The following is a 14,912-nucleotide window of genomic DNA, read 5'->3' on the forward strand; positions in this document are numbered from 1 at the left end:
CCATCGCGGGTCAAGCCCGCTCCCACAGGGATTGCGCAGTACCTTGTGGGAGCGGGCTTGACCCGCGATAGGCCCGCACAGACAGCACAGATCCACAGTCCCTTCCCCGCACTTTTGCTATAAGATAACGCCCCTTCTTTTTGCCCCAGCCTTGCACCCCGGAGTCCTTCATGACGGCCCCAGCCGACCTCTCGCCTACCCTTGAACTGGCCTGCGACCTGATCCGTCGTCCCTCGGTGACCCCGCTGGACTTCGACTGCCAGAAACAGATGATGCAGCGCCTGGGCGATGCCGGCTTCATGCTCGAACCGATGCGCATCGAAGACGTCGACAATTTCTGGGCCACCCACGGCAGCGACGACGGCCCGGTACTGTGCTTTGCCGGCCACACCGACGTGGTGCCCACCGGCCCGGTGCAGGCCTGGGCCAACGACCCGTTCGACGCCCTGATCGACGCCGACGGCATGCTCTGCGGGCGCGGCGCGGCCGACATGAAGGGCAGCCTGGCCGCCATGATCGTGGCCACCGAGCGCTTCGTCGCCGACTACCCGAACCACAAGGGCAAGGTCGCCTACCTGATCACCAGCGACGAGGAAGGCCCGGCCCATCACGGCACCAAGGCCGTGGTCGAACGCCTGGCGGCGCGCAACGAACGCCTGGACTGGTGCATCGTCGGCGAGCCGTCGAGCACCACCCTGGTCGGTGACGTGGTCAAGAACGGCCGTCGCGGCTCGCTTGGCGCCAGGCTCACCGTGCGTGGCGTGCAGGGCCACGTGGCCTACCCGCACCTGGCGAAGAACCCGATCCACCTGGCCGCCCCGGCCTTGGCCGAACTGGCCGCCGAGCACTGGGACGAGGGCAACGATTTCTTTCCCCCCACCAGCTTCCAGATCTCCAACCTCAACTCGGGGACCGGCGCCACCAACGTGGTGCCAGGCGAGCTGACCGCACTGTTCAACTTCCGCTTCTCCACCGAGTCGACCGTCGAAGGGCTGCAGGCCCGCGTGGCGGCGATCCTCGACAAGCACGGCCTGGACTGGCAGGTGGACTGGGCGCTGTCGGGCCTGCCGTTCCTCACCGAACCGGGCGACCTGCTCGACGCGGTGTCGGCCAGCATCAAGGCCGTGACCGGCCGCGACACCCAGGCCTCCACCAGCGGCGGCACCTCCGACGGGCGCTTCATCGCCACCCTGGGTACCCAGGTGGTCGAACTGGGCCCGGTCAACGCCACCATTCACCAGGTCAACGAGCGGGTCCTGGCCAGCGACCTGGACGTGCTGACCGAGATCTACTACCAGACCCTGACCCGGTTGCTCGTCTGATGCTCATCTGCCCCATCTGCAGCGCCGCGCTCGGCGCCCTGGACAACGGTGTCGGCTGCCCTGCCGGGCACCGCTTCGACCGGGCGCGCCAGGGCTACCTGAACCTGTTGCCGGTGCAGCACAAGAACAGCCGTGACCCTGGCGACAACCAGGCCATGGTCGAGGCACGTCGCGACTTCCTCAATGCCGGGCACTACGCCCCGGTGGCACGGCGCCTGGCCGAGCTTGCGGCCGAGCGCGCCCCCGCGCGCTGGCTGGACATCGGTTGCGGCGAAGGCTACTACACCGCGCAACTGGCCGACGCCCTGCCCCAGGCCGACGGCTATGCCCTGGACATCTCCCGCGAGGCGGTCAAGCGTGCGTGCCGGCGCAACCCGGCACTCACCTGGCTGGTGGCGAGCATGGCCCGGGTGCCACTGGCCGATGCCAGCTGCCAGTTCCTGGCCAGCGTGTTCAGCCCGCTGGACTGGCAGGAAGCCAGGCGCCTGCTCAGCCCCGGCGGCGGCCTGATGCGGGTCGGCCCCACCCGCGGTCACCTGATGGAACTGCGCGAACGGCTGTACGATGAAGTGCGCGACTATGCCGACGACAAGCACCTGGCACTGGTGCCCGAGGGCATGCACCACGCCCACGGCGAAGTGCTGGAGTTTCGCCTGAGCCTGGCGGCCCCGGCCGACCGCGCCAACCTGCTGGCCATGACCCCCCATGGCTGGCGCGCCAGCGCAGAAAGACGCGCGGCCGTCATCGATCACCCCGAGCCCTTAGAGGTGACGGTATCGATGCGTTACGATTACTTTGTGCGCCAAGACTGAGCCGCACCCGGAGAGCCCCATGCGCCAACCCGATATCGAGATTTACCTGAAGGACGCCGACGTCGATCACAAGCAGATCGCCGCCTGGCTGGGCCAGGCCCTCGGCCCGTGCAGCGACTGGCAGCAGAAGGGCCAGACCTACAAGTGCAAGGCCGGTAACGTACCTGTTACCTGGCTGCCCAAGGCTGTGGGCAAATGGAACAGCCTGTACCTGGAAAGCGACCAGACCCCGTGGGAGGACGACATCGCCTGCGCCCGCGCCGCATTCGCCGCACTCAATGTCGAAGTGCGCTGCGCGCCGGGTAGCTGGGTGGAAGAGGAAGGTGAAGAAGACGCCGACCGCTGGATCCGCATCAGCGCCGATGGCGAGGAAGAGATCACCTGGCGTACCAGTTGAGCCGTTGACCGGCTTTGCTTAGGCGCCAGCCTTGCTGGCGAAGCCCGGCATCGCCGGGCCAAGGGGCTGCTGCGCAGCCCATCGCCAGCAAGGCTGGCGCCTGCCGCTTTACAGCCCCACTACGTCTTCGGCCTGCAGGCCTTTCTGGCCCTGGGTCAGGTTGTACTCGACCTGTTGCCCTTCCAGCAGGGTGCGATGCCCTTCACCGCGGATCGCGCGGTAATGCACGAACACATCCGCACCGCCCTCACGCTGAATGAAGCCATATCCCTTGGCGTCATTGAACCACTTCACACTTCCAGTCTCACGAGACGACATCTGAACTACTCCGGATTTTTATTTTGGAATCGCCTTGTCGGCAGGGCCTCACCAGGCCCCACCTACGCCGCTTGCGGATTTGTCCTGCAAGTGGCGGACCGACTATAACGCAGCCATTCAACAATTTTCATGACCGGGGCGCTTTTTGCTGAACTTGCGCGGATACGGCACACTAACCTACTGAGCATCTGCTCGAATCCCATTACCCAGGGCACCTACCGAATGACCCGTTCCCCCTTGCGCCGCCTGATCTTCGGCGCCCTGCGCCGACTGCTGTACCTGTGGGTGCGCTCCGAAACCATCAACCAGTCATCCTTCTCGCTGAACCTGGACCGCAGCCGTCCGGTGTTCTACGTGCTGCAATCACCCGCGCTCACCGATCTGGCCGTGCTCGACCGCGAATGCACCAAAGCCGGGCTTCCGCGCCCGGTGCTGCCCGTGGCGGTAGGCCCGGTGATGGAGCCGGCGGCGTTCTTCTACCTGACCCCCGAGCCCGACTGGCTGGGCCGCCACGACAAGCGCGGCGCACCGCCGACGCTGACGCGCCTGGTCAACCTGGTCAGCCAGCACGCCGAACAGGACGCGCAGATCATTCCGGTCAGCGTGTTCTGGGGCCAGTCGCCGGCCAGCGAATCGAGCCCGTGGAAGCTGCTGTTCGCCGACAGCTGGGCCGTCACCGGGCGCCTGCGCCGGTTGCTTACCGTGCTGATCCTGGGGCGCAAGACCCGCGTGCAGTTTTCCGCGCCGATCCATCTGCGTGAGCTGGTCGAGCACAACAAGGGCCACGAACGCACCGTGCGCATGGCCCAGCGCCTGCTGCGGGTGCATTTTCGCAACCTCAAGACCGCCGTCATCGGCCCCGACATCTCGCACCGGCGCAACCTGGTCAAGGGCCTGATCCACGATCCGCTGGTACGCCAGGCCATCAGCGACGAGGCCCAGCGCGAGAACATCCCGCTGGCCAAGGCCGAGGCCCAGGCCCTGCGCTATGGCAACGAGATCGCCTCGGACTACACCTACACCGCCATCCGCTTCCTCGAAGTGGTGCTGAGCTGGTTCTGGAACAAGATCTACGACGGCATCAAGGTCAACCATATCGAACAGGTGCAAGGCATCGCGCCGGGGCACGAGGTGATCTACGTGCCCTGCCACCGCAGCCACATCGACTACCTGCTGCTGTCGTACCTGCTCTTTCGCAACGGCCTGACGCCGCCGCACATCGCCGCCGGCATCAACCTCAACATGCCGGTGATCGGCAGCCTGCTGCGCCGCGGAGGTGCGTTCTTCATGCGCCGCACCTTCAAGGGCAACCCGCTGTACACCGCGGTGTTCAACGAGTACCTGCACACCCTGTTCACCAAGGGCTTCCCGGTGGAGTACTTCGTCGAGGGCGGGCGCTCGCGCACCGGGCGCATGCTGCAGCCCAAGACCGGCATGCTGGCGATCACCCTGCGCAGTTTTCTGCGTTCCTCGCGCACCCCGATCGTGTTCGTGCCGGTGTACATCGGCTACGAGCGCGTGCTCGAAGGCCGCACCTACCTGGGCGAGCTGCGCGGGGCGAGCAAGAAGAAGGAATCGATCTTCGACATCTTCAAGGTCATCGGCGCGCTCAAGCAGCGCTTCGGCCAGGTGGCCGTGAACTTCGGCGAGCCGATCCGCCTGGCCAGCTTCCTCGACCAGCAGCAACCGGGCTGGCGCGAACAGGACCACAGCCCGCAGTTCCGACCGGCCTGGCTCAACGAAACCACCTCGCGCCTGGGCGAGAAGGTCGCGCAGCACCTGAACGAGGCCGCCGCGATCAACCCGGTCAACCTGGTGGCCCTGGCGCTGCTGTCCACCAGCCGCCTGGCCCTGGACGAACGCGCCCTGGCGCGGGTACTGGACCTGTACCTGGCGCTGCTGCGCCAGGTGCCCTACTCGGCCCATACCACCCTGCCCGAAGGCGACGGCCTGGCGCTGATCGGCCACGTGCGCGGCATGGACCTGCTGGCCGAGCAGCAGGACGCGCTGGGGCGCATCCTGTACCTGGATGAAAACAACGCGGTACTGATGACCTACTACCGCAACAACGTACTGCACATCTTCGCCCTGCCGGCGCTGCTGGCAAGCTTCTTCCAGAGCAGCTCGCGCATCAGCCGCGAACTGATCGGCCGCTACACCCACGCGCTGTACCCGTATCTGCAGTCGGAGCTGTTCATCCGCTGGGATGCCCAGGAGCTCGACGGGGTGATCGACCAGTGGCTGGAGGCATTCGTCGAACAGGGCCTGCTGCGTTTCGAGAACGGCGTGTACCTGCGCCCGGCCCCGAGTTCGCGCCAGTTCGTGCTGCTGACCCTGCTGGCGCGGGCCATCGCCCAGACCCTGCAGCGCTTCTACATGGCCACCGCGCTGCTGCTCAACAGCGGCCAGCACACCCTCAGCGCCGAAGAGCTGGAAGACCTGTGCGTGGTCATGGCCCAGCGCCTGTCGATCCTGCATGGCCTGAACGCCCCGGAATTCTTCGACAAGAGCCTGTTCCGCCACTTCATCCAGACCCAGATCGAACAGGGCGTGCTGCGCCCGGATGCGGCGGGCAAGCTCGGCTACCATGAAAAACTCAGCGAGCTGGCCGAAGGCGCCGCCAAGCGCGTGCTGTCGGCCGAGGTGCGCCTGTCGATCCGCCAGGTGGCCTTGCAGCGCAGCGACGAAACCACCGAACACACCGAGCAACAAGTCTGAACAGGAGTACACGATGAAGAAATTGACCCTGGCTGTGCTGGGCAGCCTGCTGGCCGCCTGCAGCAGCACCCCGTCACCCTCCAAGGCCAGCCTGGACGGCGAGGTGTTCTACCTGCAGCGCATCGCCCTGCCACCGGCAGCCACCCTGAGCGTCAGCCTGCAGGACGTGTCGCTGGCCGATGCGCCAGCCGTCACCCTGGCCAACCAGAGCGGCCCGGTAAAAGGCCAGGTGCCCCTGCCGTTTCACCTGAGCTACGACCCGGCACAGGTCAAGCCGGGCCACCGCTATGCCGTGAGCGCGCGCATCGAGCTGGACGGCAAGCTGCTGTTCATCAACACCGAACACCACGGCGTGCAGCTGGACGGTAGCGACGCCCAGCCTGTACGAATCAAGGTCGACGCCGTTCGCTGATCCCCTTTTTGCCTTTGGATAAGGATGCTGCCATGTTCCGCCCTGCTCTTACCTTTACCGGCCTGTGTGCCGGCCTGCTGTTGTCGGCCAGTGCGCTGGCCCTGTCACTCGGCGACCTGTCGCAGAAGGACGCCACCGGCGGCCTCAAGGATGCCCTGACCCAAGGCGCGCAGATTGCCGTCAAGCAACTGGGCACCCCAGGCGGCTTCAGCAACAACCCGGACGTGCGCATCGAGCTGCCGGGCAACCTGGGCAAGGCTGCCAAGGCCATGAAGAAATTCGGCATGGGCGCCGAGGTCGACCAGCTCGAGGCCAGCATGAACAAGGCGGCCGAGGCGGCAGTACCGCAGGCCCAGGCGTTGCTGGTGGATGCGGTCAAGAAGATGAGCGTGGCCGACGCCAAGGGTATTCTCAGCGGTGGCAACGATTCGGCCACCCAGTACCTGAACAAGACCAGCCGCGAGCAGATCCGTGCCAAGTTCCTGCCCATCGTCAAGCAGGCCACCGACCAGGTCGGCCTGGCCAAGCAGTACAACAGCTTTGCCGGGCAGGCCTCGTCGCTGGGCCTGCTGGACAGCAAGAACGCCAACGTCGAGGGTTATGTGACCGAGCAGGCGCTGGATGGCCTGTTCGAGATGATCGGCAAGCAGGAAGCGACGATCCGCCAGAACCCGGCGGCCGCGGCTACCAGCCTGGCCAAGAAGGTCTTCGGCGCCCTCTAGGGCCCTTCGCCGGCAAGGCCGGCTCCTACAGGATGCGCAGTGCCCCCGTAGGAGCCGGCCTTGCCGGCGAACGCCTTCTCAGGGCTTGCGCACCTTGAACCACGCCGCATACAGCGCCGGCAGGAACAGCAGCGTCAACGCCGTGGCCACGATCAGCCCGCCCATGATCGCCACCGCCATCGGCCCGAAGAACACGCTGCGCGACAACGGAATCATCGCCAGCACCGCCGCCAGCGCGGTCAGCACGATCGGCCGGAAGCGCCGCACCGTGGCCTCGATGATCGCCTGCCAACGGTCCAGCCCGGCCGCGATGTCCTGCTCGATCTGGTCCACCAGAATCACCGAGTTGCGCATGATCATCCCCGACAGCGCAATGGTGCCCAGCATCGCCACGAAGCCGAACGGCTGGCGGAACACCATCAGGAACAGCACCACCCCGATCAGCCCCAATGGCGCGGTGAGGAACACCATCACCGTGCGCGAGAAGCTGCGCAACTGCACCATCAGCAAGCTCAACACCACCACGATGAACAGTGGCACCCCGGCATTCACCGAGTTCTGCCCGCGGGTCGAATCCTCCACCGTACCGCCCACTTCCAGCAGGTAGCCATCCGGCAGCTCGGCACGCACCGGCTCCAGGGTCGGCAGTATCTGCTTGACCAGGGTCGCCGGCTGCTCCTTGCCATAGATGTCGGCACGTACCGTCACCGTCGGCAGGCGATTACGGTGCCAGATGATGCCTTCCTCGAAGCCGTACTCCAGCGTCGCCACCTGCGACAGCGCAACGCTGCGCCCATTCTCGGTGGGCACCGCCAGGCTCGACAGGTTGGTCAGCTCGGTGCGTTCCTGGCGCGTGCCGCGCAGCAGGATCTCGATCAGCTCGTTGTCTTCGCGGAACTGGCTGACCGACGAACCGGTCAGCGAGCTTTGCAGGAACTTGGCCAGGTGCGCGGTGCTGATCCCCAGGGCCCGGGCACGGTCCTGGTCGATACTCAGGTAGATCACCTTGCTCGGCTCTTCCCAGTCCAGGTGCACGTTCACCACATGCGGGTTCTCGCGCACCCGGGCCGCCACCTTGCGCGCCAGTGCACGCACTTCCTCGATGTGCTCGCCGGTGACCCGGAACTGCACCGGGTAGCCCACGGGCGGGCCGTTTTCCAGGCGCGTGACCCGCGAACGCAGGTCCGGGAACTGCTCGTTCAGGGTCTCGATCAGCCAGCTGCGCAGCGCCTCGCGCTCCTCGATGGTCTTGGCCAGCACCACGAACTGGGCGAAGCTGGTTGCCGGCAACTGCTGGTCCAGGGGCAGGTAGAAGCGCGGCGAGCCGGTGCCCACGTAGGCCACATAGTTGTCGATGCCGGCGCGCTCCTTGAGCAGGGCCTCCAGGCGCGTGACCTGCTCGGCGGTGTTGCTCAGCGAGGCGCCCTCGGCCAGCTTCAGGTCGACCATCAGCTCCAGCCGTCCGGAGGCCGGGAAGAACTGCTGGGGCACGAAGCGAAACGACAGCACGCTGAGCACGAACAGGCCCAGGGTCGCCACGATCACCGTCTTGCGGTGCGCCACGCACCAGCCCACCAGCCGCCGTACACGCTGGTAGAACGGCGTGCCATAGGGGTCGGTGGCGCCATCGGTGGTGCCGTGCTTGGCCGCGTGCAGCTTGGCCAGGTCTGGCAGCAGCCGCTCGCCCAGGTACGGCACGAACACCACGGCGGCGATCCACGAGGCAATCAGGGCAATGGTCACCACCTGGAAGATCGAGCGGGTGTACTCGCCCGTGCCCGACTGCGCCGTGGCAATCGGCAGAAAGCCCGCCGCGGTGATCAGGGTGCCGGTGAGCATCGGGAAGGCGGTGCTGGTCCAGGCGTAGCTGGCGGCCTTGAAGCGATCGAAGCCCTGCTCCATCTTGATCGCCATCATCTCCACCGCAATGATCGCGTCATCCACCAACAGCCCCAGCGCCAGCACCAGCGCCCCCAGGGAAATCTTGTGCAGGCCGATCCCGAGGTAATACATCGCGGCAAACGTCATCGCCAGCACCAGCGGAATCGCCAGCGCCACCACCAGGCCGGTGCGCATGCCCAGCGAGAAGAAGCTCACCAGCAGCACGATGGCCAGTGCTTCCACCAGCACCTGCACGAACTCGCCTACGCCGGTTTTCACGGCGGCCGGCTGGTCGGACACCTTGCGCAGCTGCATGCCGGCCGGCAGATTGGCCGAGATACGGGCAAACTCGACCTCAAGGGCCTTGCCCAGCACCAGGATGTCACCACCGGCCTTCATCGATACCGCCAGGCCGATGGCGTCTTCGCCCATGAAGCGCATGCGTGGCGCGGGCGGATCGTTGAAACCGCGGCGCACATCGGCCACATCGCTGATACGGAAGGTGCGCTCGCCCACCCGAATGGGGAACTGCTCGATCTGCTCCACCGTCTCGAAACGCCCGCTCACGCGCAGTTGCAGGCGCTCGCTGGGAGTTTCGAAAAAGCCTGCGGTGGTCACCGCATTCTGTTCCTCCAGCGCCTGCTGCACCGCTTCAAGCGGCAGGCCCAGGGTCGCCAGCTTGAGGTTCGACAGCTCGATCCAGATCTTCTCGTCCTGCAGGCCGAGCAGCTCGACCTTGCCCACATCCTTTACCCGTTGCAGCTGGATCTGCACGCGGTCGGCGTAGTCCTTGAGCACCGCGTAGTCGAAGCCTTCACCGGTCAGTGCATAGATATTGCCGAAGGTGGTGCCGAACTCGTCGTTGAAGAACGGCCCCTGGATACCCGGCGGCAAGGTGTGGCGAATGTCCGCGACCTTCTTGCGGATCTGGTACCACAGCTCGGGAACATCCTTGGAATGCATCGAGTCGCGGGCCATGAAAGTGACCTGGGACTCACCAGGGCGCGAGAACGAGACGATCTTCTCGTACTCGCCCGTCTCCATCAGCTTCTTCTCGATGCGTTCGGTGACCTGGCGCGAGACTTCCTCGGCGCTCGCCCCCGGCCAGTTGGTCTTGATCACCATGGCCTTGAAGGTGAACGGCGGGTCTTCGCTCTGGCCCAGCTTGGTATACGAAAGCGTGCCGACCAGGGCCAGCAGCACCATCAGGAACAGCACGATCTGGCGATTGCGCAGCGCCCAGGCGGAAAGGTTGAAACCCATCGGGACTTACTCCTTGGCCGCCAGATTCACCACGCGATTGGACCGGTCCACCGGTCGTATCTGCTGCCCCTCGTGCAGCACATGACCGCCAGCCGCCACCACCCAATCGGTGGGCTTGAGGCCTTCGAGCACCGGCACGCTGGCCTGGCCGTAGGCGCCAACCCGCACCACGGTGCGCTTGAGCGTATTGTCAGGCTCCACCCGCCACACGTAGGTCTGGCCGTTCTCGGCGCTCAGGGCCGACAGCGGCACCGCCAGCGGCACCTGCTCGGCGTGCTGGATGAACACCCGTGCGCTCTGCCCCAGTTCTGCGGGCACCTTGCCGGCCGCGAACGCGATGCGCGCAGCGAAGGTACGTGACCGCGGGTCGGCGGCCGGCGACAGCTCGCGGATGCGACCCTCGAAGCGCGTATCCGGTTGCGACCACAGCTCCACCGACACCGGCTGGCCGACCTTGAAGCGCCCGAAGTTCTGCTCCGGCAGGCTGATCAGCACCTCGCGCTCGCCATCGGCGGCCAGGGTGAACACGGTCTGCCCGGCAGCCACCACCTGGCCCACCTCGACCTGACGCTTGGCCACCACCCCGTCCTGTGGCGCGCGCAGCACCGAATAGCCGGCCTGGTTGCCGGCCACATCGAATTCGGCGCGCACCTGGTTGGCTCGCGCCAGGCCTGCGCGGTACAGGTTTTCGGCGTTGTCGAACTGCGAGCGGCTGACCATCTGGCGTTCCAGCAGGGTCTGGTAGCGGTCGCGCTCGGCCTTGACCAGGCTCAGGTTGGCCTGGGCCGCTGCCATCTGCGCGCGGCTGGCCTCCAGCTGCAGGCGCACGTCCTGCGGGTCGAGCTCGGCCAATGGCTGGTCGGCCTTGACCCGCTGGCCCTCCTCCACCAGGCGCTTGCTGACCTTGCCGGGAATACGAAACGCCAACTCCGGCTCGAGCCGGGCGCGCACTTCGCCGGGGTAGCTGTCGACCGCCGCCGTGGACAGCTGCGGCTGCACCACCATGGCCGGGCGCAGGGTGCTTGGCGGGGGACTCTCCTGCCCGCAGCCGCTCAGCAGCAAGGCAAGGGTAAGCGGGAATGCAAGGGGCAAGGCATGGCGCAACATGATCGAGAACCTTCCGTGAGTAGCGCATCTAATATTTATACCGGCGGGTATAGTAAATCAGCGCAACGGCGCCGGGAAGCGATTGTCGGACAGAAATTTCAGGGTCGTCGCACGCATCGAACTGACACCTGGACCTGCCGCTCGGGCCCTCCGTGGAGCCGAAAAAGCCACCTCCACCCGCCATCACTGGCGCTGATAGGCGTTCAAAGCGCAGATTGCAGCCCCCCGGTGGCGACCACGGTGTACCCTGTACCCCTTAACGAACCTGTACGTGTCATTCATGCCAAACGAAACCAGCGCCCCCAACGGCCCCGGCCGGCCCAAGGACCTCGCCAAGCGCCAGGCCATCCTCGAGGCGGCCAAAGCCCTGTTTCTCACCCACGGTTACGCCAACACCAGCATGGATGCGGTCGCGAATGCGGCAGGGGTTTCGAAACTGACGGTCTACAGCCACTTCAACGACAAGGAGACACTGTTCTCCTCGGCGATCGTGGCCACCTGCACGGCCCAGTTGCCCGAACTGTTCTTCGAACTGACCGAAGGCACGTCGGTGGAGCAGGTCCTGCTGAACATCGGGCGCGGCTTCCAGGCGCTGATCAACAGCGATCAATCGGTCAAGCTCAGCCGCCTGATCATGGCCCTGGGCACCCAGGACCCCAAGCTCAGCCAGATCTTCTTCGAAGCCGGCCCGTTGCGCGTGCTGCGCGAGATGGAAGCACTGCTGCAGCGCGTCGACCAGCATGGCCTGCTGCGTATCGAGCAGCCGGCCAGGGCGGCCGAGCACTTCTTCTGCCTGCTCAAGGGGGCGCCGAACTATCGCCTGCTGCTCGGCTACTCCCCGGCGCTGGACGCCGAGGCTGCCGAGGCACATGTGCAGGACGTGGTGGCGGTGTTTTTGCGGGCCTACCGCCCCTAGTCAGGGCTTGAGGGCTTTCTTGGGGTAGATGTCGTAGCGGCTCGACTTGCCTTCCAGGCTATGGCTGGGCTTGGGCCCGTCGATGATCGGCGCCTTGCGCGGGCGCTTGACCACCACCCGGTGGCTGGCCAGGGCCAGGGCGGCCTCCAGCAGTGCCGGGGCATCCAGGTCATCGCCCACCAGCGGGCGGAACACGCGCATCTCCTTTTTCACCAGGGCGCTCTTGTCGCGGTGCGGGAACATCGGATCGAGGTAGATCACCTGCGGCGGTTCGCCCTGCCAGTCGCGCATGCGCTCGATGGAGTTGCCTGCCAGCAGCTGCATGCGGGCCACGATGGGGCCCACCTCGGCATCCGCTGCCGCACGCGCCAGGCCATCCTCGAGCAGCGCCGCCACCAGCGGCTGGCGCTCGATCAGCTGCATCTGGCAGCCCAGGCTGGCCAGCACGAAGGCGTCCTTGCCCAGCCCTGCCGTGGCATCCAGCACCCGTGGGCGCACGCCCTGGGCGATGCCGACCGCCTTGGCGATCATCTGCCCGCTGCCCCCGCCGAACACCCGACGATGGGCCGCCGCGCCCTCGACGAAATCCACCCGCACCGGGCCCGGTGCCTGCGGGCCCAACTGCTGGATCTGCAGGCCGGTCTCACCCACCTGCACGGCAAAGGCCGCCGACGCATCCTGCAGCGGCAAGCCCAGGCGCACCGCCCAGTGCTCGGCCTGTGCCTGATACTCGGCAGCCAACGCCTCGACCCGGATACCGCCGTCCGCCAGTTGCTCCACCGCTCACCTTCCCCACACAAAAAAATTAAATGATTGCCGGCCTGTGCCGATAACCGCAGTAATCGCTATTTTGCCAGACCCGGACAGCCTTCGACTGCCATGTCAGACATTCTTCAGCTCCCTTCCGGTTATTTGTCGCCCGTCGGCGACTTTGCCCGGCACAACACCCAGACCCTCGGCGGCGTCAGCCACCTGTGGCAGGACTTCTTTGCCCAGGCGTTGGCAGAGCAGCAGGGTGAAGGTGCGCAGGAAGGTCAGCTGGCGGTCCCCGAGGTCGACACCGTCACCGGCGAACCGATTGCCGGCAGCCAGACCCTGGCGCAGATCCACAGCCAGCGCCTGTGCGACGTGCACGACACCATCGTCGCCCCGCCCGAGCCGCTGTTCCTGCCGATTGCCGAATTCGAACTGGACCTGCTGGACAAGCCTGCGCCGCCATTCAGCGCGCTGGAACTGGTGGAGCAGCAGCGCCAGCTGGACATCAGCAACAACTGGGTGCGCCCGGTGGTGATGAGCCAGGGTCATCCGCTGCCGCAGCCAGGCCCGGCGCCGCAGCCCTACCCGCTGCACCTGCCGATCGCGGAGCTGGAAGCCAGCCTGCTCGACCCGGCGCCGGAGCCGTTCGACCAGGCCACGCTGCTCAAGCAGCAGTCGGACCTGGAGTTCGACTTCAGCTGGGCCCGTCCGGTGGTACTGAACAACGTGCGCATCGCCGCCTAACGGCAGATCTGCCAGAAGCCCATATCCAGGTGGAAGTGGTTGCGGTGGGCAGCGTTGTAGTCAGGCCCCAGCACCGTGTTGAAACTGTCGCAGCCGCCAGCCTGCACCTCGCGTAGAAACTTCGCCTTCACCCCCTCACCCGGCCAGTCGCGCAGCACCTCGATGCGCTGCCCATCGGCCAGCCTGAACCCGGCGATGTCGAGCGCATTGGCGCTGGCATGCTGGCTGCGCCGCCCTTCCTTGCGCCCGTACACATTGCGACAGGCAAAACTGCCCAGGTGATCGACCTGCACCACCGCCTGGCCGAATGCACGCTGCGCGGCCGGTTGCAGGCCGTGGCGCTCGAACAGCGCGAAGGCTACCGCGACTGGGCAACTGGCCAGAAAACTGCTGCTCAGGCGCACGCCCGAGCCCTGCACCCGCACCACGTTGTGCAGCGGGCAGGCCACATCTGGCGCGCTGTCGGCCTGCTTGCTGTAGCGCAGCGTCGAGGTGGCCAGGGCCTGTTCGCAAAGCCTGGGGTCATCCTGCAGGCGGCTCAGCTTGTAGGGGGTCAGCAGGTTCGGGGGCGCCTTGACGTCCAGCACCGCCCACGGGTTCCAGGCAGCCGGCAGGCGCCAGCCCTGTTGCCAGGCCACCAGCCCCGCCGCCATCGCTATCACCAGGAAAATGCCCACTCCCCGCATGGACGATCAGCGCCTGAACAACTGGTTGAGCTGGTCGAACGGCAGCGCCTGTTCGGCATAGTCGAAGCGGCCCTGCTGCTGGATCCGTTCGGCGGCGTGGAAGAACGCGCCGTAGGCCGCACGCGCCAGCGACGAGCCGACGCTGATGCGCTTGACCCCGAGCGCCTGCAGGTCGCTTACGCTCAGGTCCACCCCGCTCAGCCCCATCAGCACGTTGACCGGCCTGGGCGCCACGGCCTGCACCACCTGGCGAATCTCCTCGGCGCTGCGCAAGCCCGGCGCGTACAGCACATCGGCACCGGCCTCGGCAAAGGCCTGCAGGCGCTTGATGGTGTCGTCCAGGTCCAGGCGCCCGTGCAGCAGGTTTTCGGCGCGGGCACACAGGGTGAACGGGAACTCCAGGCTGCGCGCCGCCGCAACGGCTGCCTCGACGCGCTCCACTGCCTGATGAAAGCCATAGATCGGCTCTTGCGGGTTGCCGCTGGCATCCTCGATGGAGCCGCCTACAAGGCCCACAGCGGCGGCCTGCAGGATGGCCTCGGCGCAGCCCTTGGGTGTATCGCTGAAGCCGTTCTCGAGGTCTGCAGCCACCGGCAGGGCGGTGGCATCGACGATGCTGCGCGCGTTGCCCAGGGTTTCCTCCAGGCTCATGGCGCCTTCGGCATCGGGGCGCCCCAGCGAGAACGCCAGGCCGGCGCTGGTGGTGGCCAGCGCCTCGAAGCCGAGGCTGGCCAGCAGCTTGGCCGAGCCTGCATCCCAGGGGTTGGGGATGACAAAGGCGCCATCACGTTCATGCAGCGCCTTGAAGGCTTCGGCACGCAGGGTTTGCACATCCATGATCACGACTCCAGAGCAGGC

At 66.4% G+C, this 14,912-nt stretch carries 14 protein-coding genes; 8 read left to right on the forward strand and 6 right to left on the reverse strand.

All coding sequences use genetic code 11. The annotated features are described in order from the left end of the window. Positions 1 to 170: 170 nt before the first annotated feature. From dapE to QMX96_RS01105, 3 genes are read left to right on the forward strand one after another with little or no spacing between them, the layout of a single operon-like run. Positions 171 to 1,322 (forward strand): succinyl-diaminopimelate desuccinylase, encoded by a 1,152-nt coding sequence (dapE, locus tag QMX96_RS01095; RefSeq protein ID WP_043863240.1) that lies wholly within the window; start codon positions 171 to 173, stop codon positions 1,320 to 1,322. After that, positions 1,322 to 2,134, forward strand: a complete 813-nt coding sequence (locus tag QMX96_RS01100) for a putative RNA methyltransferase (RefSeq protein WP_054915009.1) — start codon at positions 1,322 to 1,324, stop codon at positions 2,132 to 2,134. The genes dapE and QMX96_RS01100 overlap by 1 nt, the downstream gene beginning before the upstream one ends. Positions 2,135 to 2,153: 19 nt before the next feature. Next, positions 2,154 to 2,531 carry a hypothetical protein gene (locus QMX96_RS01105; protein ID WP_043863238.1) on the forward strand — a complete coding sequence of 126 codons (378 nt, stop codon included), beginning with the start codon at positions 2,154 to 2,156 and terminating at the stop codon, positions 2,529 to 2,531. Positions 2,532 to 2,639: 108 nt separating this feature from the next. Here the strand turns inward: QMX96_RS01105 and QMX96_RS01110 are convergent, their stop codons facing one another. Then, positions 2,640 to 2,849: a cold-shock protein gene (locus tag QMX96_RS01110; protein ID WP_038996759.1), complete on the reverse strand. Its 210-nt coding sequence runs from the start codon at positions 2,847 to 2,849 to the stop codon at positions 2,640 to 2,642. A gap of 222 nt (positions 2,850 to 3,071) precedes the next feature. Between QMX96_RS01110 and plsB the strand changes: the two genes are divergently transcribed. From plsB to QMX96_RS01125, 3 genes are read left to right on the forward strand one after another with little or no spacing between them, the layout of a single operon-like run. Further along, a complete protein-coding gene (gene plsB / locus QMX96_RS01115) occupies positions 3,072 to 5,567 on the forward strand; it encodes a glycerol-3-phosphate 1-O-acyltransferase PlsB (RefSeq protein WP_282360621.1) in 2,496 nt (831 codons plus the stop codon). 13 nt (positions 5,568 to 5,580) lie between these two features. Then, the gene (locus QMX96_RS01120) at positions 5,581 to 5,979 is read left to right on the forward strand and encodes a YbaY family lipoprotein (protein ID WP_043863236.1); all 399 of its coding nucleotides are present in this window, start codon (positions 5,581 to 5,583) and stop codon (positions 5,977 to 5,979) included. Positions 5,980 to 6,011: 32 nt separating this feature from the next. Further along, positions 6,012 to 6,701, forward strand: a complete 690-nt coding sequence (locus QMX96_RS01125) for a DUF4197 domain-containing protein (protein ID WP_043863235.1) — start codon at positions 6,012 to 6,014, stop codon at positions 6,699 to 6,701. Positions 6,702 to 6,779: 78 nt separating this feature from the next. Here QMX96_RS01125 and QMX96_RS01130 read toward each other — a convergent pair whose 3' ends face one another. Together QMX96_RS01130 and QMX96_RS01135 are read right to left on the reverse strand one after the other, a co-directional pair. After that, positions 6,780 to 9,845, reverse strand: a complete 3,066-nt coding sequence (locus QMX96_RS01130; protein ID WP_043863234.1) for an efflux RND transporter permease subunit — start codon at positions 9,843 to 9,845, stop codon at positions 6,780 to 6,782. A gap of 6 nt (positions 9,846 to 9,851) precedes the next feature. Continuing rightward, positions 9,852 to 10,952, reverse strand: coding sequence for an efflux RND transporter periplasmic adaptor subunit (locus tag QMX96_RS01135; RefSeq protein WP_043863233.1), 1,101 nt, complete (start codon positions 10,950 to 10,952; stop codon positions 9,852 to 9,854). Between the two features lie 280 nt (positions 10,953 to 11,232). Between QMX96_RS01135 and QMX96_RS01140 the strand changes: the two genes are divergently transcribed. After that, entirely contained in the window at positions 11,233 to 11,868 is a 636-nt protein-coding gene (locus QMX96_RS01140) for a TetR/AcrR family transcriptional regulator (RefSeq protein ID WP_043863232.1), read from the forward strand. On the opposite strand, the gene QMX96_RS01145 is transcribed toward QMX96_RS01140, so the two are convergent. After that, entirely contained in the window at positions 11,869 to 12,648 is a 780-nt protein-coding gene (locus QMX96_RS01145) for a class I SAM-dependent methyltransferase (RefSeq protein WP_043863231.1), read from the reverse strand. Between the two features lie 99 nt (positions 12,649 to 12,747). Here QMX96_RS01145 and QMX96_RS01150 point away from each other — a divergent pair, with 99 nt between their 5' ends. Beyond that, positions 12,748 to 13,368: an energy transducer TonB gene (locus QMX96_RS01150; protein ID WP_282360628.1), complete on the forward strand. Its 621-nt coding sequence runs from the start codon at positions 12,748 to 12,750 to the stop codon at positions 13,366 to 13,368. Here QMX96_RS01150 and QMX96_RS01155 read toward each other — a convergent pair. Continuing rightward, a complete protein-coding gene (locus tag QMX96_RS01155) occupies positions 13,365 to 14,054 on the reverse strand; it encodes an extensin family protein (RefSeq protein WP_058541477.1) in 690 nt (229 codons plus the stop codon). The two genes, QMX96_RS01150 and QMX96_RS01155, sit on opposite strands and share 4 nt — an antisense overlap. Before the next feature lie 6 nt (positions 14,055 to 14,060). Beyond that, a complete protein-coding gene (locus QMX96_RS01160; protein WP_043863228.1) occupies positions 14,061 to 14,891 on the reverse strand; it encodes an isocitrate lyase/phosphoenolpyruvate mutase family protein in 831 nt (276 codons plus the stop codon). Positions 14,892 to 14,912 lie beyond the last annotated feature (21 nt).

Source organism: Pseudomonas sp. PS01300, assembly GCF_029960155.1.
In the GTDB taxonomy this organism is placed as follows: Bacteria; Pseudomonadota; Gammaproteobacteria; order Pseudomonadales; family Pseudomonadaceae; genus Aquipseudomonas; species Aquipseudomonas palmensis.

Excerpts from the sequence above, each read along its gene's own strand:
- dapE (WP_043863240.1), top strand. The coding sequence starts at position 171 with ATGACGGCCCCAGCCGACCTCTCGCCTACCCTTGAACTGGCCTGCGAC.
- QMX96_RS01100 (WP_054915009.1), top strand. The coding sequence starts at position 1,322 with ATGCTCATCTGCCCCATCTGCAGCGCCGCGCTCGGCGCCCTGGACAAC.
- QMX96_RS01105 (WP_043863238.1), top strand. The coding sequence starts at position 2,154 with ATGCGCCAACCCGATATCGAGATTTACCTGAAGGACGCCGACGTCGAT.
- QMX96_RS01110 (WP_038996759.1), bottom strand. The coding sequence starts at position 2,849 with ATGTCGTCTCGTGAGACTGGAAGTGTGAAGTGGTTCAATGACGCCAAG.
- plsB (WP_282360621.1), top strand. The coding sequence starts at position 3,072 with ATGACCCGTTCCCCCTTGCGCCGCCTGATCTTCGGCGCCCTGCGCCGA.
- QMX96_RS01120 (WP_043863236.1), top strand. The coding sequence starts at position 5,581 with ATGAAGAAATTGACCCTGGCTGTGCTGGGCAGCCTGCTGGCCGCCTGC.
- QMX96_RS01125 (WP_043863235.1), top strand. The coding sequence starts at position 6,012 with ATGTTCCGCCCTGCTCTTACCTTTACCGGCCTGTGTGCCGGCCTGCTG.
- QMX96_RS01130 (WP_043863234.1), bottom strand. The coding sequence starts at position 9,845 with ATGGGTTTCAACCTTTCCGCCTGGGCGCTGCGCAATCGCCAGATCGTG.
- QMX96_RS01135 (WP_043863233.1), bottom strand. The coding sequence starts at position 10,952 with ATGTTGCGCCATGCCTTGCCCCTTGCATTCCCGCTTACCCTTGCCTTG.
- QMX96_RS01140 (WP_043863232.1), top strand. The coding sequence starts at position 11,233 with ATGCCAAACGAAACCAGCGCCCCCAACGGCCCCGGCCGGCCCAAGGAC.
- QMX96_RS01150 (WP_282360628.1), top strand. The coding sequence starts at position 12,748 with ATGTCAGACATTCTTCAGCTCCCTTCCGGTTATTTGTCGCCCGTCGGC.
- QMX96_RS01155 (WP_058541477.1), bottom strand. The coding sequence starts at position 14,054 with ATGCGGGGAGTGGGCATTTTCCTGGTGATAGCGATGGCGGCGGGGCTG.
- QMX96_RS01160 (WP_043863228.1), bottom strand. The coding sequence starts at position 14,891 with ATGGATGTGCAAACCCTGCGTGCCGAAGCCTTCAAGGCGCTGCATGAA.